The sequence below is a fragment of the Spirosoma sp. KUDC1026 genome, from assembly GCF_013375035.1.
GTDB lineage: Bacteria > Bacteroidota > Bacteroidia > Cytophagales > Spirosomataceae > Spirosoma.
Genome location: NZ_CP056032.1, coordinates 4,356,691 through 4,374,530, shown reverse-complemented (window position 1 = coordinate 4,374,530; position 17,840 = coordinate 4,356,691). Strand labels below are relative to the sequence as shown.

14 protein-coding genes are annotated in these 17,840 nt (G+C 53.2%); 5 read left to right on the top strand and 9 right to left on the bottom strand.

Annotated features, from left to right (window positions below; translation table 11 throughout):
* Window positions 1-166: 166 nt before the first annotated feature.
* From HU175_RS18280 to HU175_RS18260, 5 genes are all read right to left on the bottom strand, one after another.
* Window positions 167-3,079 carry a gliding motility-associated C-terminal domain-containing protein gene (locus tag HU175_RS18280; protein ID WP_176567952.1) on the bottom strand — a complete coding sequence of 971 codons (2,913 nt, stop codon included), beginning with the start codon at window positions 3,077-3,079 and terminating at the stop codon, window positions 167-169.
* A 175-nt stretch (window positions 3,080-3,254) separates the two neighbouring features.
* Window positions 3,255-4,235, bottom strand: a complete 981-nt coding sequence (locus tag HU175_RS18275; RefSeq protein WP_176567951.1) for a glycosyltransferase family 2 protein — start codon at window positions 4,233-4,235, stop codon at window positions 3,255-3,257.
* A 126-nt stretch (window positions 4,236-4,361) separates the two neighbouring features.
* Complete coding sequence (locus HU175_RS18270; protein WP_218037005.1) at window positions 4,362-5,867, bottom strand: circularly permuted type 2 ATP-grasp protein; 1,506 nt, start codon at window positions 5,865-5,867, stop codon at window positions 4,362-4,364.
* Between the two features lie 139 nt (window positions 5,868-6,006).
* Complete coding sequence (locus tag HU175_RS18265) at window positions 6,007-7,074, bottom strand: Ldh family oxidoreductase (RefSeq protein WP_176567950.1); 1,068 nt, start codon at window positions 7,072-7,074, stop codon at window positions 6,007-6,009.
* Between the two features lie 478 nt (window positions 7,075-7,552).
* Window positions 7,553-7,897, bottom strand: a complete 345-nt coding sequence (locus HU175_RS18260) for a nuclear transport factor 2 family protein (RefSeq protein WP_176567949.1) — start codon at window positions 7,895-7,897, stop codon at window positions 7,553-7,555.
* Window positions 7,898-8,161: 264 nt separating this feature from the next.
* Here HU175_RS18260 and HU175_RS18255 point away from each other — a divergent pair, with 264 nt between their 5' ends.
* Both HU175_RS18255 and HU175_RS18250 read left to right on the top strand, forming a co-directional pair.
* Window positions 8,162-8,392: a hypothetical protein gene (locus HU175_RS18255; protein ID WP_176567948.1), complete on the top strand. Its 231-nt coding sequence runs from the start codon at window positions 8,162-8,164 to the stop codon at window positions 8,390-8,392.
* Window positions 8,393-8,536: 144 nt separating this feature from the next.
* Entirely contained in the window at window positions 8,537-9,124 is a 588-nt protein-coding gene (locus tag HU175_RS18250; protein WP_176567947.1) for a hypothetical protein, read from the top strand.
* 8 nt (window positions 9,125-9,132) lie between these two features.
* On the opposite strand, the gene HU175_RS18245 is transcribed toward HU175_RS18250, so the two are convergent.
* On the bottom strand, window positions 9,133-10,275 hold the full coding sequence (locus tag HU175_RS18245) for an NAD(P)/FAD-dependent oxidoreductase (RefSeq protein WP_176567946.1): 1,143 nt from the start codon (window positions 10,273-10,275) through the stop codon (window positions 9,133-9,135).
* 121 nt (window positions 10,276-10,396) lie between these two features.
* On the opposite strand from HU175_RS18245, the gene HU175_RS18240 reads away from it, so the two are divergent.
* Window positions 10,397-12,361: a hypothetical protein gene (locus HU175_RS18240; protein ID WP_176567945.1), complete on the top strand. Its 1,965-nt coding sequence runs from the start codon at window positions 10,397-10,399 to the stop codon at window positions 12,359-12,361.
* A gap of 85 nt (window positions 12,362-12,446) precedes the next feature.
* Here the strand turns inward: HU175_RS18240 and HU175_RS18235 are convergent, their stop codons facing one another.
* Both HU175_RS18235 and HU175_RS18230 read right to left on the bottom strand, forming a co-directional pair.
* A complete protein-coding gene (locus HU175_RS18235) occupies window positions 12,447-15,014 on the bottom strand; it encodes a TonB-dependent receptor (RefSeq protein WP_176567944.1) in 2,568 nt (855 codons plus the stop codon).
* 515 nt (window positions 15,015-15,529) lie between these two features.
* Entirely contained in the window at window positions 15,530-15,781 is a 252-nt protein-coding gene (locus tag HU175_RS18230) for a TlpA family protein disulfide reductase (protein WP_255433135.1), read from the bottom strand.
* 119 nt (window positions 15,782-15,900) lie between these two features.
* Between HU175_RS18230 and HU175_RS18225 the strand changes: the two genes are divergently transcribed.
* Together HU175_RS18225 and HU175_RS18220 are read left to right on the top strand one after the other, a co-directional pair.
* Entirely contained in the window at window positions 15,901-16,212 is a 312-nt protein-coding gene (locus HU175_RS18225; RefSeq protein ID WP_176566244.1) for a transposase, read from the top strand.
* 5 nt (window positions 16,213-16,217) lie between these two features.
* The gene (locus tag HU175_RS18220) at window positions 16,218-17,105 is read left to right on the top strand and encodes an IS3 family transposase (RefSeq protein WP_176566243.1); all 888 of its coding nucleotides are present in this window, start codon (window positions 16,218-16,220) and stop codon (window positions 17,103-17,105) included.
* Here HU175_RS18220 and HU175_RS18215 read toward each other — a convergent pair.
* The gene (locus HU175_RS18215; RefSeq protein WP_176567943.1) at window positions 17,085-17,693 is read right to left on the bottom strand and encodes a DUF4369 domain-containing protein; all 609 of its coding nucleotides are present in this window, start codon (window positions 17,691-17,693) and stop codon (window positions 17,085-17,087) included. The two genes, HU175_RS18220 and HU175_RS18215, sit on opposite strands and share 21 nt — an antisense overlap.
* Window positions 17,694-17,840: the final 147 nt, after the last annotated feature.

Here is a 17,840-nt window from a genome sequence, read left to right as displayed (position 1 = left end):
CGAAGCCGCCTTCGCTCCAGATCTTAATCTCAACTTCAGGAAATAGAAAAAGGGAGGCAGGAACGTAAACGTTACCTGCCTCCCTTTTTGCTAACCAGGATGAGCAAAAGATTGGAACTCTGAAGATTCCTTTCTCCTTGTTCCCTTTCCTCCTTTCTCCTATTTTTTACCGCATACTCATCGCGTCACGGATAAGCTGTACCCAGCCTTTAATGATCTGGGCGGGGGCGTTACGGTTCAGGACGGCGTAGCGGATGCTGGCCTGGTAGTAATACTGACCACTCGGCAGATCGACGCCTTCCTGCGTTTTGCCGTTCCAGGCCAGGGTAGGACCGGTACCTTCGTACACCTTTGTGCCCCAGCGGTTGTAGACGGTAAACGTAATCTGCTCCACGAAGCGGGGGCAGCGCATGGGTGCGAAAACGTCATTCTTACCATCGCCATTGGGGGTGAAGACGTTGGGCAGCACCAGCGCCGGACAGGCTTCATTGCAGACTTTGTTGGACGGCAGACTCTCCAGTCCCCGCTGGCTGACTGCTGTTACGTAGTAGCAACCCGCCACGGTCGTCAGCCCGCCGTGATCGAACGTCAGCGTTGGCGCCTGTACCGAGGTTAGCGCCCGTAGTGAGTCCTGCTCGTAGCGGGCGTAATAGATTTTGTAGCTTGCAATGTTGGGGTCGCAGGTTGGCCCGGTGGTGGGCTGCCAGCGTAAGCGGTTGGTGAAGGCCGTCTGATCGCAGAAACTCTCGTTGGTCAGGCTGGCGCAGTTCAGACTATCCAGGCCCAGTCGGGGCGGACAAGGCCGCGTCGTATCAGTCGGTTGGGCGCAGGTAATCTGACTATAGTTGATCAAGACGCCCAGGCGGGCCAGCTGCGTATCGGTGTACTGGCCGCGGGTCATTACCCGATAGCAGTAGCTACTGTCGCGCGATAAGGCCCCACTGGTATTGCCGTCGCTCGCGAACTGGTCCCCCCCCGTGTCGGCGTAGGTGAACGATTGCGGGCCCTGGGTCTGTACCGTCGCGATCAGGTTGAATGGCCCATTGCTGCCGGTTCGGCTGCGGTAGACGTCGTGAGTTTTGTTCTCGTTGCTCCAGGGTGTGTTGGCCTGCCAGCTCAGGGTAATTCGTCCCTGGGCGGGCGTTGCTGCCAGCCGGACGCTCGACGCCGGATCAGCTACGTCGGCCAGTTGCGTCAATTGCCCGTTGGCGGCCGTATAGAAGAACTGAATGCGGTAGCGATAGGGATCCGTTACGGTATTCAGGGCCGTTGTTGATGCGCCCCGGTCCACGTAGACCGTATCGGGCGCACCTGCTTGGAGCGTCGTGTTGATCGTGGTAACAGTCGTCCAGTTATCGCCCGCAAGGCCCGTGGCCCGTTGTAGGCGGTACTGATACGGGCCGCCCAGATCCGTTGGATTCAGACCCAGTGGCCGCGTCCAGCGAACGGTAACCTGACCCCGACGGGTGCCATCGGGTCCGGTACTGTCGACGGTAACCTGGGTCAGCACCGGAGCCAGCAGGGGGAGCTCGATACAGGCGTTGGTGGAAGAGACACTGGCCCCTCCGTTGGTACCACCATTGCGGTCGGGATACTCGGCCACCAGCACGTAGGAATACGTACCGCCCCGGCGCAGGGCCGTTGTATCGATATAAGAAGTGGCACTGGCCGAAGCGGTACCGATACGCTGGTAACCCGCTGGCGGACCCGTTACACAAGGACCAGGGGTAACAGGTTCACAGCCTTCACGCCGGTAGATTACCAATCGGGTAGTGTCGTTGCCGTAACGGGGAGCGCAGCTGTACGGCGTCCAATTCAGCTGTACCGCCCGACTACCGGCTGAAGCGGTCGCCCGTGCCTGTAAGCCTTTCACCGATGGCCCAACGATGCGGATACTAAACGTCTGGAACGCGACCAGCGACGTGGCCCTTCCGCCAGGTACGTCATTGACCTTGAAAATGACATCGTAGGGCGAGGTTCGAATATGATTGCAGTTGGTCTGCCAGGTGAACGTTGCCGTTGCAGGTTGCGCAAGCGGTACCCCTCCGTTCGCCAGGCGCCCATATTCAGGTTGAATGAGCTCGCCAGCTGCCAATGGCTGTCCGTCCTGCCCGACGTTGAAAACACCACCAAAGCCGTTGATGATAACCCGGTTACCGTCCGGGTCGGTAGCCGTTACGGCCTGTCGAATCAGTGTACCAGCCTCCACGCAAATCGCCGGAATGGGGGCCAGGATGGGTTGCCGGTTAGGCTGGTCGACGACAATGATCTGCATATCGCGGGTCACTTCCCCAATGAGTACGCCGTTACGCCATTCTTCAACAATAAAAGCAAAGTTAAACTGGCCCTCTTCGCCGGGTGCATCCCAGGAAAGTTCGCCGGTTCGAGAATTGATCGAAAAGGTCGGTGTCCCCCCGGCTTCGCTGGTGCGGCTAAACCGGGTTGGGTCCTGGTAAGCTGGAATGTTCCGGTAACGAGGGCAATCCTCCGCTAATCCTTCTTTAGGAACGCTTAACCGAAACGCCAGGCTGTCGCCATCAGCATCGAAGGCAGCTGGATTATGCACGAACCGCTGACCAACCCGGGCGGAGTCGAGGGGTGGGTTCAGCAGAACAGGCGTCGAATTCAAACCCAGCTGGGCGTTGATGAGAATAGTCGTCGAGACGAAGAAACTAATCTGATCGGACGAGGCCGGTGGGGGTAGGTTTTTGGTGTCCCGGTTCCGGTTAACGATCGTTGCCGAAATGGTATAGGCTGCTCCAGCCGGAAAGGTATGGGTTGTCCGGTAAATGTTGATGGTTGACGTTCGCCCGTTAATGAACCGGGGTGTCAGACGGGTAACCCGGCTTGATGTTCCGTCACCGAAACAGATCGCTACGTCGTTCGCTACGTCGGCGGCTGCCCGACCCGTTGCGTAGTCGTAATAAGCAGTCAGGGTGATTTCGTAGGTGAGTGAGGTAGCCGAGATTCGTCGGGTCGTAATCTCCCCGGCCCGTACGTGGGTTGCCCGGCTGACAGTAGGAAACAATACAGCCCCAACGAACAAGCCCAGCATCGCAAGAGTATAAAGTAGTCTCATAGACTTAACGCATTTTTTAAACAACGTTAACCTGGCAAAAAAATGTATTCATCGCGAACACTCTACCCGGCCATTTTTTAGGATTCCCACTAAAATCGAATATCCGGCCAGGAATGGCCGGATCAATTTTCAAAAATCGGATGTATTACAGCATTTTCGGGGCTACTTGTATTGGTCAGACTTTATAAAAACCAGGCTTGTTCAGCAATGTAGACCCGAAAAAACGCATAAAGACACCAACTTGGCTGGCAAAGGCCCGTTGATTATCGAAGTCGGCCATGAGCGGTTTCTTCCCGCGCAGATTAACGGCCATTTTCCAGCCGTAAACGATCGGTACCATCGTCAGATAATGGGTCATGAGCGCGAGGTAAGCCCCGACGCCGTATTGCTTCCGGACCCAAAGTAACTGCGACACCTGAACCTGCGGTTTGAAGCGGTTGAGGTGGGTTACTACGTGCTGCTGATTGTCGGTGCTGCTGCCGTACTCCAGGTGAACGAACTGCGCATCCTGCAGCAGGAGCATGCGGCCCTGTTTACCCAGCCGGTAGCCCCATTCAACATCTTCGCCGTACATGAAAAACGACTCGTCGAGTAGGCCCGCTTTCTCAATCGTTGACGGGCGGGTCATCAGAAAGGCACCCGACAGCCACTCGACCTGATTTGGGTCGGTAAAATGAGGATCTGGAATAAGTTTCTGGAATTGACGCTGGAACGATTCGCTGGCGGGGAGGATGTAAAACGCCCGGCGCATCTGCCCAAAGGTGGTGTACAGATTCGGCCGTAACTGGTGATCCCGGCCAAGTTGTCGGGCGCTGACAGCCGCTACGTCAGGCTGTTCGTCCAATAGCTTTACACAGCGGGCCAGCAGATTGTCGAGGAGCAGCGTATCCGAGTTAAGCAACAGGACATTACGTCCCGACGCCTGCCGGATGCCGAGGTTGTTGGCCCGCGCAAACCCGGCATTGTAGCCCATGTCGAACCAGCGCACATCTGGAAAAACGGCCTGAATCTGAGCCTGACTATCATCATTCGATTGATTGTCGACGACAATGATTTCGTACGTAATGTCTCGCGTATGCGCCCGGACAGAACTCAGACAGTCAATTATAAGCCTGGGCGTCTTATAATTGACGATAATGATACTTAAATCTGGCAAAGCAAGGAATGAATGTCTGATGTAAAGGTAAGATAAACTTAGGAACAAGGAGTAAATGGAACAGGGAGAAAGAAATGACAAAATACCTTCTTTCTCCCTGTTCCATTTACTCCTTGTTCCCGGATCTTAATACAACACCCACGTATCCTTACCGCCACCGCCCTGGGAGGAGTTGACGACAAGGGAGCCTTTGCGCAGGGCGACGCGGGTCAGGCCGCCGGGGATAACGTTGATACTGTCGCCGTACAGAATATAAGGACGCAGATCGACGTGACGGCCTTCGGCGTGGTCGCCCACGAGACAGGGGACCCGCGACAGGGAGATCGTTGGCTGGGCAATGTAGTTGCGTGGATTTGCCCGAATTTTCTCCCGAAAAGCGTCGTGTTCCTCGGGCGTAGCTTTGGGGCCGATCAGCATGCCGTAGCCACCCGCTTCGTTGGCTTCTTTTACGACCAGCTGGGCGATATTGTCCAGTACGTACTCACAGTCTTCGGCTTCGCCACAGATGTAAGTCCGAACGTTCGGGATGATAGCCTCTTCGCCCAGATAATACTTGATGATCCGGGGCACGTAGGCGTAAATTACTTTATCGTCAGCCACGCCCGTTCCGGGGGCATTGGCCAGGGCCACGCGGCCCTTTTTGAATACCTCAAAGATGCCCGGCACGCCAATCAGCGAGTCGGGGTTGAAGGCGTGAGGATCCAGGAACGTATCGTCGATGCGCCGGTAGATCACGTCAACGATCTGAAAACCTTTGGTTGTCCGCATCTTGACATAGCCCCCTGAAATCACCAGGTCCCGCGCTTCGACCAGTTCGACGCCCATTTGCTGCGCCAGGTACGAATGTTCGAAATAGGCCGAGTTATAAATTCCCGGTGTCAGCACGACGACCGTTGGATTGGGCCGGTCGGCAATGAACTGAAGCATTTGTAGTAACCGCGTCGGGTAATCTGATACAGGCCGGACGCCGGTCTGGGCCAGCACTTCAGGAAAGGTTTGTTTCGTGAGTTCCCGGTTTTCGAGCATGTACGACACCCCCGACGGACAGCGGAGGTTATCTTCCAGTACCATAAACTGACCATCGTCGCCCCGGATCAGATCGGTCCCGGTGATGTGGCACCAGATATCCTTGGGGGGGTGCAGGCCCATACAGGCACCCAGGAAACATTTGCTGGATTCGATCAGGTCGCGGGGCACGACGCCATCGTTCAGAATGCGCTGCTCATTGTAGATGTCATCAATGAACATATTCAAGGCTTTGATCCGCTGCACCAGCCCGGCTTCGAGCCGGTTCCACTCCAGTGATTCAATCACGCGGGGAATGATGTCGATGGGCATAATCCGCTCAGTACCTTCCCCTTCCGAATAAACATTGAACGTAATGCCCATGCTCATCAGCGCCCGTTCGGCTGCGTGCTGCCGACTGATCATGTCTTCGCGTGTAAGCTGCTCCACCCGCTGCCGAAACGAGGTGTACCCATTTCGCACCTGCGTCTGACTGGCAAACATCTCATCAAAAAAATTTTCGGTCTGGTAATCCGTGAACGAAAAATTGGCACTGGCCTGCCCCTGCGACTGGGTCATGCCGTTGAGCGTTTGCGATTGAAATCCGTTGGAGTTCTGCTTTTTCATGCAACAATATATTGATGATGGCGGTAAAGCCCAAATAGGCGTTTGTGAACATGCGCACCCGCAAGATAGCAACGGTTAGCACTGAATCGTTCCGGGAAGCGATTTTTGGGCACTTTCTGGCCCGAAAATGCCCTGCTGTTTACAACGTAACGCCGAAACGGGTGCCAAGTTCCTGCAAACTTGTGATAACGGGCTCCACCAGGGGAATGCCGTTGGCGAGTCTATCGGCTTCCATGATCCGCTCCGGATCGCCAGGAATCAGGACCTGTTTGCCTTCGACGGCCCGCGCCTGCCGGAAGCGCTGAATCCAGGTATCCATATGATTCTTGAATTCATCGGCGGGGCGGAACGCATCGATCCGCATGGCACCAAAGAAATGCCCCGTTCCCTGACCCACGCCTTCGTTCGCCTGCATAAAACCGGCGGTCGCGAAAGGAGGGACCCACGGGCCGTAGTTGGCACCGGACAAGACCCCCGAAAAAATGTCGACCACCGCGCCCAGGCCGTAGCCTTTGTGCGAACCGTGTTCGCGGTCGGTGCCGAGCGGCAGCAACGCCCCGCCATTACGTACCGCGTTCGCGTCGGTGGTTGGTTGCCCATCGGCGTCCTGCGCCCAGCCAACTGGAATGTCCTGACCTTTCCGTTGCAGAATTTCGAGTTTGCCGTAGGCCACCGCTGTCGAGGCAAAATCGGCGAGGAACGTTGGCTCCGTGGCGGCCGGAATCGCGACGGCAATGGGGTTAGTACCCAGCATTTTTTCCAGCGCGAAGGTAGGAGCGACCAATGGCGCAGCATGCGTCATAGCCTGACCAATCATGTCGTGGTCGGCGGCTAATAGGGCATGATAGCCCGCAATACCAAAATGGTTCGAGTTACGAACGGCCACCCAACCGGTTCCGGCTACGCGCGCTTTCTCAATGGCTACCTGCATGGCCCAGGGTCCCACAACCAAACCCAGCCCCCGGTCGCCATCAACAACGGCGGTAGAGGGGGTTTCGTGAACAAGGCGAATCTGCGGCTGGGGATTAAGCCGACCGTTGTCATATAGCCGTACGTAACCCGGCAGCCGGGCCACACCGTGCGAGTCGACCCCCCGCAGATCGGCGCTTACCAGTACGTCGGCAGCCAGGCGAGCGTCGGTTTCGCTGCAGCCAATGGCCATAAATATTTGTTCCGTATAGGAGCGAAGTTGAGTTGCAGTAATCATGCGGGCAAAGGTAGGCAGATCGGGCAGGGCTGTCCACCAATTTTAAACAAAACCTGTCCAACCGGGCTCGTAGCCACGAAAGACGTAGGGTCAGACATGGTTAATAGCCTTTCCGGGATAAGCGGAGAGCGGGGGAATCTGTCAGGCAGGAAGGGCGCTTACTGAAACATCTTTTAGCGGGCTATTGCGAATCTAATCTGGCGATCTTCATATATTGAGCTATCTATTAAGATACGTTGGTAGACAACACGAAAAGCGATGAAAACAGGCTTCTTTTATTCACCGCAACGGGGTGGAATGTACTACAGGCTCAAACGGCAGGTCATACTGGACTACCAGGCGGAACTCGAGCAAGCTACCGGCTTGAAACGATCCTGGATTCGCTGGAAACGGGGAATTACGTTAGAAATTCGGTGTAACCAGTTGCTCTTTTCGAAGGGTCAATCAGGCCAATCGAAACCTGCGTCCGTGCGACTTATTAGTGCTCAATAGTCATTTTTCGCACCTTACCATTCTCGAAGCTATAGACATGATTCAGTTGACTATCGCTCAGTAACTGGCCACTCAGATCGTTGATGACCTGGTGAACTCGGATGGCAATTTGACCGTCAGCTCTCGTCTCAAAAGAGAGCGGCTCTACGGTGGGATCGATTTGGCTCCATTGGCGAAGCCAGTAAGCGCGCACCTCATCGTGACCCGCTACGTAGCCCCCTTCCCAGCCATTTGGCCAGGTTACATCGGTGTGCATATGAGCCAAAACGGCGTCAATATGGCGGGCGTTAAAATCCTGATAGAGTTGCCGGAGAAGAGATTGGTAATTCATAGCTGACAGATGGCTTTTACGTTGTGTTGAATGAGTCAAAGCTACGGTCGGTTGGCCCTGGTCGGGCGTCAGCAGCAGTTGAGATTTTGTCAGATTTTCTTGAGAAACCTGATTGTCTGTTGTCAGGGCAGGAACCTCTCTGCGGGGAGTAGGCCGATCCGACCAACACTATCAAAACCGCCATAGCGTGAACATAACAGGGTTGTTCAGGTTAATAGGAAGGCCTTACGCTGTAAAGGGGCTTATTAATAACCAACACACGTTATGAAAACGAAGCAATTAATCTGGGCGATGGCATTCGCCGTAGTGAGTGTAGCGACAAGCTGTAACTCGAAACCACAGGAAAAAGCAGAAGACGTTGAAGAGAAACGCGAAGACGTCATCGAAGAACAACGCGAAGGCGATGCCGCCGGTGTAATGGACGAGCAGGCTGAGCTTGATTCGGCGCGTAAAGACTATAGAGAGGCTGTAAAAGATTCGATCAAAAATAATTAATCGCAGCACCAAAACAGAAAACCAACTCAACTGAGTTGGTTTTCTGCGTTTTAGGCCGGACTGTATCTATGGAGATGAACAAAGAGACTGGCTTCTGAATTAATACCAGCGTTGATCGATCATTCACTACGTTCTACACAGTTCATGCCTGCTGCTTTTCGTTACCTGATTGCCTGTTTGTTCATACTACCAATGCTGGCTCATGCCCAGACGCTGGATACGCTCACGACCGAACAACTGCTGGACCGCAAAGGGTCAGCTTACCAGCGGGAGCGGGCGCAACTCCGTCCGTCGCACTATCTGGTCTTTGATGTGAATCATACCCTGGGCGGCTTTCGGCGCTACCGTTTTTTTGAAGGGGACGATATTCATTTCCGGGCGCGGGGTGAAAAATACCACGAAGAAGTATACCAGATCACCGACAGTACGTTCAGCGTCCTGATTGCAAACGAAGTGATGAATCGGGATGAGCCCGTTACGTTCCGGCTGGACGAAGTGGAAAAAATTATCATCCACCGTCGTATCCCATTCGTAACGGCGGCCGGGACCATTTTTCCGGCCGCGGGCGCGGTGTATCTGCTTGCCGACCTCGTGAACAACGGGGAGGTAAGTAAGCGGGCCTGGCCGGTAGCGGGCGCGTTTGCGTTGAGCGGGGCCATTTTTCACTGGATCAGTAATCCAACCATTCGCGCGAATAAAAACCACAAACTGCGGGTATTAAAGACGTACTGACAGACTGCTCAGACGGGAATAACCTGACCATGGGTTTGTTTCATAATGGTTTTCACGGCGGGCTGGGCATGCTGCAGCGTCTGAACAACCAGATCCGTCAGCCATCGACTACCAAACAGACGCTGTACGGTGCGGCCCACCCACAGCCGCCGGGCAAACTGCCGGGACCACATCTGCTGGTACTGCTGCTCGAGTTCCGGGCGCGAAACCTTACCTTGAAGAAACGCGTCTGTGACCTGACTAACCAGCCGGGCGCCGTGAATGGCCATTGCCATGCCGTTGCCGCAGAGGGGCGTAATGAGTCCCGCCGAGTCTCCCGCCATGAGGATGTGGTTTTCAACGGCCCGCTTGGGCGCGAAGGAAATCTCGTTGATTACTTCGGGTTTGTCGTAGAGAAAATCGGCGCGTTCGAAAACGGTTTTCAGATATGGGTTTTGCCCGAGCACTGCCTGCTCCATCGCCGGGATCGAGCCGTGTTGCCGCAGGTTATCCCGCGTGGTCAGGTAACACAGGCAGTATTTTCCGTCCTCAATGGCGGACATGCCGCAGTAACCATCCGAAAAGTTATGCAGGGCAATGACATTATCCGGAAAATCCCAGTCCGACGACTGAGGGCGGATGTGGTACTTGACGCCGACGTAGGGCGATGGCTTATCCATGAATGACCGGCTCAGTGTTTTGTCCAGCCGGGCTCGTTTGCCATATGCCCCCAGCACGACCTGACTCGTTAACTGCTGTCCATCGTTGAGGGTCACGCTAAATTGATGACCGTCGAAGGCAACGTTATCCACCTGCCTGCCCAGCAAGAAATTGACCCCGGCGGCCTGCGCCAGTTCATACAGCGTCTGGTCCAGCGTATAGCGACTAACGCCAAACCCACCCAGATCCAGCGGACTCTTCAGTAATCGGCCCGAAGGCGCCGACAGCCAGAACTGATCGATCAAGGCCACGCCCAATGCATTCAGTGAAAGTCCCAGCGTTTCGAGATACGGGCGGACCTCATTGGAGATATATTCTCCGCAGACTTTGTGGAATGGGTACGTTTTTCGCTCGACAAGCGTAACCGTATGGCCCGCCCTCGCCAACTCCAGCGAACTGACCAGACCCGCCAGGCCCCCGCCAATAATCAATATATCCGTGCTGGTAATCATTCGGTTGAATCAGAGGGTTTGTCAGCCAAGCTGATAAAAGACGTAGATGTGAATTTATGGCTTTTTAATAGGACAAAAGCGGTCTGTATTTGTTTTATGAAAACTAGCTTACCTTTACCGCATGCCTATTTCTCTCAACGATCTGAAAGCCATCTGGCAACAACAACACGCTGGCCTGACCAATGGTTATCAGGCTGGGCAAACCTCGTTTATTCCCCAGCTTCTTCCTGAACAGGCAGTACGGTTTTCGATTTACCAAACGCTTGATATTCTGTTCAAGCGACTGGGGAGTGATACGCTCCGCCGGGCGCTTGATCCCGCTCAGACCATTGCCAGCCCGGTAAGCCACTATCCGGATGGTTCCTGGCTGAAAAAAAGCAACATGGTTGGCGTCAATATCCGGACCATCGGCTCGTTCTGGAAACTGATCAACTATGTGCTGACTCTGCCCGCCAGCCACGATAGTATTCACCTGCTGCCCATCTGGGAGCCGGGCGTAGTTGGTAGCCTGTACGGCATGGTTAGCTGGGAAATAAACCCCGAGTTTTTCGACGTAGAACTGGCGCAGTACGTACCGGCGCTCAACACGGTCGAGAAACAGTTGAAAGCCGTAACGAATCTGTTGCACGCACTGGGTCGAACCGTGGGCATGGACGTCATTCCCCATACCGACCGTTTCTCCGAAATGGTGCTGACCTGTCCGTCCCTGTTCGAGTGGGTACAACGCGGGGAGCAAACGGGCGAGCCTGCCAAACTGATCGATCATAAAAGCTGCGTTTATCGCTACGTTGAAGATTCGGTCTGGCAGTGGCTGAAAGTGCAGGGGGCAGCCGATGGTACACCATTAACTTTCACCAAAGACGAGTTTTTCACTATCGATTCGCCTGTGTTGACCAGCGACCGACGTACCCAGGTGCTGTTCGGGAGCGTAGCTGATTATGGCGGTCGGCTGGCTCGGCGGATCGCACTTATCCGACACCTGGTGGCGCAGGGATTCGAAACTTTGCCTATGACGATGGCCCCACCGTACCGGGGGCTGCACATCGACCCGCAGGATTTCACCGTAGACGATTACGGACAGACCTGGTACCAGTACGCGTTCGATAAACCAGAAGCTATGTCGCGGGTATTTGGCCCCCTGGCCCGGTACCGGTTCTACGAATCGAAAGACGACAACCAGAACTGGGAATTGGATTTCGATCAGCCCAACAAAGCGGCCTGGATGTACCTGAACCAGAAAGTCAGCGACTGCCAGCGGGCGTATAACTTTGATTTTATGCGGGGTGATATGGCCCACGTGCAGATGCGCCCCGGTGGGGTTCCGGCCGCGCCCGATGAATATTATGATCCGCTCCGGGCCGTTAAGAAGCGTATTCAGGCGAATGGCGTTCCGTACTTCGGCTTCTTCGCCGAAACGTTCCTGGCCCCGCCCGATACGATGGCGTACGGCAACGAAGCCGATCACCTGGACGCGATCGAAGCCGATTCAACGCTGGGCGATCTACAGTCTCTGGTTGTGGGCTCAACGGAGTTTCTCCAGCAGTTTAAGCAATACGATACGTTCCGACATACGCATCACTTCGCGCCGAACTTCACCGTAATGACCGCTGACAAGGATGATCCGCGTTTCGACGAGTTTTACCGGACGGGCAACCTGTTTCGTTATTTCACGGCCCTGTTCCTGACTGATATGCCCAGTTACGTGGGCTTGGGCTTTGAGGTACGAAACCGGCACGAAACCCGGGGCGCCAACGAAGAATACACGAAGCTTTACGTATTTCAGATTGGCGACGACCGGCAGACGGATAAAGTGACGCACGGCCCCTACGAATGGGGGCAGAACGCCGAGCAGTTCGCAGCCATCGGCCGGATACGGGCCTTTGCCGAACGCATCTGGCCGGACATCGCAGGTAAAGAAACTCGTTGGCTGGCCCCCCCCGGCTCGGGTAGCTACCTGGCCTGGACGCATGTCGAAGAGACCGGCTATACCTTTGCTGCCAGCATGACCGGCCATTTGCCTGATGATCTGACGCTGGGCAAAGTTGTATTCGAGGAGGGAGAATGCAGGGTTTGGTTTAAAGAGTGAAAGATAGAAAGAGCGAAAGATAGAAAGAGTGAAAGAGCGATACCTCCGGCAGGCTCGCTCTTTCGCGCTTTCTATCTTTCACTCTTTAAAACGCGTAGCGTAACGTCACGCCATACGTACGTGGGTCACCCAACACACCTCCATATTGACCAGCGTTGCCGGGGGCGGGTAGGAGTTGCTCGAAGTAATTCTGGTTGGCTAGGTTACGGCTCCAGATGAAGATCGACGTACCGTTCGAAGCCCGGAAACCGACCCGGGCGTTGATCAAGGCATACCCGCTGATGTTCAGATATTGCGAGGGCGAGGGGCTGGACGAGAAGGACGAGCGGTAGTAGGCGTCGGCGGCAAAGAAGAACCGACCGTCCTGCGCCAGAAACTTACCAGCACCACTTACTTCACCACCAACCGAACCGGACCATTTAGAAATACCTGGCAGCGCACCGCCCGAAATATCCTTGAATGCCTGCTCACCACCCGTTTCTTCCAAGGGGACCGGCGCGTTCGTGAACGAGATGTACTTGCCGTCGGTGTAGGCAAACGAGCCATAGACCGAGAACGCATTGCTGAACCGGATGTTCCCGTCAAGCTCGACGCCCCGCACCCGCACCTTCTCGGCGTTAGCCAGATACCCCCGGTTTACCCCCGGTTCTGGCGTTTGTACCTGGGTCTGGTAGTCGCGGATATCACTGTTGTGGAAGACGACATTCAGCGTCGAGTTGGGCGTCGGTTTGGTTTTTACACCGATTTCATAGTGCCGTACTGCTTCTGGTTTCACCCGCGCCAGTTCAGTCAGAACCCGGCCATTGGCGGTTGGTAGCCCCCCAATGTTGATACCCACCGGCTTGTAGCTGATCGAGTACGTAGCGAAGGCGTTGAGTCGGTTGCTGGCTTTGTATTGCAGCGTCAACTGGCCGGAGAAATTAGTCTCGTCTACGTCGGTATCGAAGGCCTGATTGGTGTACACCGCATTTTTCAGAGCCAGCAGGGCTGGGTCAGTGGTTTGTAGACCGCCATAGGTCTGCCGGTTATAATTGGCTATTTTCTTGTCGTAGTTATACCGCAGGCCCGGTAGTACATGCAGCTTATCGCTGATTGTCCAATCGACCTGACCAAATACGGCCGCACTCGTGCTGCGGAGTCGGTTCGTCGTTCGGATACCGAAGCCATCGAACAGGCCGGGGGTTCGCCAGAGTGCACTGGTCGAGCTCTGGGCAAAGCGCCACTGCGCGGACCCGGCTTCTTCCGTCTGAACCGGATCAGATTTCAAATCCTGATAGAGATAGTACAGGCCCACAACGCCACTTACCCGTTCCGAGATAGTACCCGCATACCGGACTTCCTGTGAATACTGGTTATGCCGGGAGTTGCCCGCCGAAATGGTGAAGACCGGCAGACCAATGTAATCGCGGTCGTTGAGGGGATCCCATTTCCAATAGCGCCAGGCCGTCGTGCTGGTCAGCGTGCCAGCCCCGAGTTTGATGTCGGCGTTGAGCGAGGCCCCACCTAGCTGGTTGTTAGCCTTTGATGGGGTATCTTGGTCAGTGATCCGGGCGAAAGGATTCGTCGAAGGGACCTGATACCCCAGATCAGCAATGATGGCATTAAACTGTCGGTAAGCGGCACGCTTTGTCGGAACAGCCCCGGCGTACAAAACGGAATATCCGTTCGGCTTCTGGTCGGTATAATCACCGGTCAGCGTCAGGCGCACGTTGTCGGAGGGTGTGTACAGCAACTGCCCCCGGAAACCGAGGTTATTGAGCGAATTGACTAACTGGCTGGTGCGGATATTCGTCACCGTACCATTCCGCTGCGTACCCGAAAACGAGGCTCGGGCGGCTAACTTCTTACTGATTGGCCCGGTCAGCGATGCTTTGGCCTGGATGTAATTGTAGTTGCCGTAGCTGACCTCGAAGGTGGCACCCGGCGTAAAACTGGCTCCCCGCGTGGTGATGTTAAAGGCACCTGCTGTCGTATTTTTACCGAAGAGCGTCCCTTGAGGACCGCGTAACACTTCGATCTGGTCAATATCTACAAAGTCGAGTGCCGTAACCGCGGGACGAGCGTAGTAAACACCATCCACGTAGAAACCTACCCCTGGATCGATACCATCGTTGGTAAGCCCAAAAGTCGATCCCAGGCCCCGGATATTGAGCGTGGTGTTCCGTGGGTTCGACGAATAAAGCTGTACCGATGGGACAAGTTCTTTAATTCGGTTGACATTAAATGCCCCCGCATCTTCAACCACGGCTCCGCGTAGTACCGAGATCGGAATGGGTACGCTCTGCGCCGATTCCTGCCGACGACGGGACGTAATGGTTACGTCGGCTAGCTGACTGGCTCCTTCCTGCAGCCGGATTTCGGCCCCATCCTGGCTCAGTATAGTTTCCTGCGTCTGGTAGCCGATGTAGGAAACAACGATCGTAAAGGGCAGTTTCTGACCCGTCACTAGTGTGAATTGGCCATTCTGGTTGGTGGTGGAACCATTTGTGGTTCCCTTAATGGTGACGGTTGCCCCAATCAGGTGATTGCCCGTCTGGGCATCAAGTACTTTGCCCGTTACGGTAGCGTTGATGACAGGGGCATTTTGCGCTGGGAGCCATTCAGGCAGTGATAAGAGCGCGATCAATAAGACCGTAGTGAAAAAGTGGTTCATAACAGGTTGTTTTATCGGTTTGAGTAGCCTACTCGCACCTCTCTTTATTTAAAATCCTACTAATCCCGGTTGTAGATAGACTATTAGTACTTATAATCTATTGATTTGGTAGTCTTTTGCAAAGGAAATGGCGGAAACGGTTTACTTCCAAATTATGGACAAAAAATTTTACAAGATTATGTTGATCAGGTGAGTCAAAAATACCAGAAGAATACGGCTAAAAATAGAGCGCTTTCTTGAAGTAATAATCTGATAGTCAATGTAGAGGGTAGAAGGTTTCGGCTAAAAGTGCCTGTGCATAGACAACCTAACCTGTTCAGCAAAATCTTGAATAAGTACTAACCTGGCGTTGGTTGCCTACAAGTGTGAAAAGGGATAATACGTCAAGGCCTTCCCTTTTTTAGCGGGAAGGCCTGAGGACGAATAGACAAAAATGTTAGGGGAGTCTCCCAAACAAATCAGGTCAGTAAAGCCAGCGAATCAGCCGTCATGATAACGGGTAGTAGGTTTGTCATCTACCGTTCGATTAAAGCCGCCACCCGTTTGTCAATGGCGTTCTCGTCCATTTCCATTCCTAAATGCTGATCAATTAATCTGTTCTGAGCGTCGAACAGCAGCCAGAGGGGGACTGCGGTCAGGTTATATTGTCTCTCCAGCATAGCGAAGGACGTATCGCGGGGGATTAAATACTGTTTCCAGGGCATCTGTTCATTCTGCATTGCCCGTTTCCACTGGTCTTCACGCTGGTCGATAGAAATACTACTTATAGTAAGCCGGTCTTTGTGCGCTGCGTACAGCGCTTTTATTTGCGGAATCTCTTGTCTTAACCCCCTGAATGACTGGACAAAATTGTAAAAACAGTTTAGTCCTTTTACATTCAGATACCATGAGCAAATTAAGGCGGAGTTTTACTCCCGATGACCGCTATTCTATCGTCCAGGAAGCCATTCGTGACGGCCATGCCGAGACTTGTCGAAAATACAATCTATCTCCTTCGCTGCTGCGCAAGTGGAAATTGAAGTATTTGAGTAAAGGCAAAGAAGGCCTCAAAGATTCTTACGCACGCGTCGATCCCCAGCTTCGAGTGCTCGAAGAAGAAAATGAACGCCTGAAGCGGATTGTAGCAAAACAAGCTTTGGAACTGGAGATCAAAAGTGAGCTACTAAAAAAAACTCCTATTCACTCCAGGAGAAGCTAGCACTCATGAAACAGTTTGAAAATCAAGTAAGTCGTACCCTGTTATGCCAGTGGCTTAGTGTACCTCGGAGCGTGTTTTACTACCAACCACAATCAGGTAGACCTGGAGCACGCCCCAGCCAGGTAACCATGAAACGGGATGGATCGTGGGTAGACAACCAACTGGTCGTGGTCAGTATTCGGCAACTGCTGGATGTTGAGTTCAATGCCCTTGGCTACGAATACATCACCCACGAGTTGAAAAAAGAATACTTAATCAATAAGAAAAAGGTGTATCGACTCATGCAAGAGCATAATTTACTTCTGGGCAAAGTGATCCGACCGATGGGCAAGCGGGAATTTGTTAAATTCAGACGAATCGAAGCGACCAAGCCCTTGGAATACCTGTGCTGGGATATCAAATACGTCTGGGTAGAAGGGGAACGGCGGAATTACTATCTGTTGAGCGTCATTGATGTGTATAGCCGCAAAATTCTGGATTGGCTATTCCAAGGCAGTATTCGTCAAATCGACTTAATCAATCTTTTTCGACGAATCAACCGGAATCATGAACTGAAGGGCGTCATTTTGCGCAATGATAATGGCAGTCAATTCATTGCTCACTCGGTACGTAACTTTTTGAAAAGCTCCGAAATCAAGCAGGAATTCACTCATGTGGCCACCCCTGAAGAGAACTCGTACATTGAAGCTTTTCACAGCATTCTAGAACATGATGTGATCGAGCGCAATGTATTTGACAGCTATTATGAGGCCAAAGAAATGTTAGGGCGTTATTTTTTCCATTACAACAATCACCGTCTTCATCGTTCGATTGGTTTTGTAACACCTCAGCAGAAATGGGAGGAAGCACAGGTAATTTACGACACAACCTTTTCAGAAAATTTGTCCAGCTAATAGGGGGCTAAGACAGTACAAATTGCTAAGTAAGTCAATAGAGTAGTCGTATTCTTTTACTAACTCCCGATTAATTGGCTTGATCTCAGTTAAAGCGTTTCGGGTTAGACGAAAAGATAGATGCTTGTAAGCCGCGACCGTTTGAGGACTTATATCGGTGAAAACCAAGTCAAGATTCGCCATACCAATAGGTTTAGAGGAACGATCTTTCTCCAACCGAACGGTACCCTTTTCCAGGTAGAAAGAAGTTTCATAACTATTGTTGAAAAAAGGATTCTTGATGCCCAGGAGTAGGAAGGGCCAGGTGGGTTTTCCTGATCGATACGTAAAGTTCACCCTGTACGGAACGAAGTCCTTTGTCGTCTTCTTGATAAATTGAAATTTCCCTTGCTGAACCAGCGTGGAATCTTCGATGGTTCTGGATTCTGTATTTTCCAGATATAACCATTTCCCTTCCAGAAAGGAGTTCGCGTCGCCCAGGTCGCCGGAAATGATGACCTGGTCTTGTTGTTGGCAGGACCAGAGCAACAAGAAAATACAACCTAGAAACGATACTTTTAAGAAACCCGAGCGTGCTGACCAGTTCATTGGTGTGCCGAGAAGGAGAGTGTGAAAATGGGAGCTGATCTAAGTAATCAGCTTCCGTCTCAAAAGACTGCTCTGGCTTTGTTTTACCTGATCAGTATAGTAAAAATATCAGATCGAAATATGCTGAATTCGTTGTGACTAAGCGCT

Coding starts and splice junctions, on each gene's coding strand:
- HU175_RS18280 (WP_176567952.1), bottom strand. CDS start 3,079: ATGAGACTACTTTATACTCTTGCGATGCTGGGCTTGTTCGTTGGGGCT.
- HU175_RS18270 (WP_218037005.1), bottom strand. CDS start 5,867: ATGAAAAAGCAGAACTCCAACGGATTTCAATCGCAAACGCTCAACGGC.
- HU175_RS18265 (WP_176567950.1), bottom strand. CDS start 7,074: ATGATTACTGCAACTCAACTTCGCTCCTATACGGAACAAATATTTATG.
- HU175_RS18260 (WP_176567949.1), bottom strand. CDS start 7,897: ATGAATTACCAATCTCTTCTCCGGCAACTCTATCAGGATTTTAACGCC.
- HU175_RS18255 (WP_176567948.1), top strand. CDS start 8,162: ATGAAAACGAAGCAATTAATCTGGGCGATGGCATTCGCCGTAGTGAGT.
- HU175_RS18250 (WP_176567947.1), top strand. CDS start 8,537: ATGCCTGCTGCTTTTCGTTACCTGATTGCCTGTTTGTTCATACTACCA.
- HU175_RS18245 (WP_176567946.1), bottom strand. CDS start 10,275: ATGATTACCAGCACGGATATATTGATTATTGGCGGGGGCCTGGCGGGT.
- HU175_RS18240 (WP_176567945.1), top strand. CDS start 10,397: ATGCCTATTTCTCTCAACGATCTGAAAGCCATCTGGCAACAACAACAC.
- HU175_RS18235 (WP_176567944.1), bottom strand. CDS start 15,014: ATGAACCACTTTTTCACTACGGTCTTATTGATCGCGCTCTTATCACTG.
- HU175_RS18225 (WP_176566244.1), top strand. CDS start 15,901: ATGAGCAAATTAAGGCGGAGTTTTACTCCCGATGACCGCTATTCTATC.
- HU175_RS18220 (WP_176566243.1), top strand. CDS start 16,218: ATGAAACAGTTTGAAAATCAAGTAAGTCGTACCCTGTTATGCCAGTGG.
- HU175_RS18215 (WP_176567943.1), bottom strand. CDS start 17,693: ATGAACTGGTCAGCACGCTCGGGTTTCTTAAAAGTATCGTTTCTAGGT.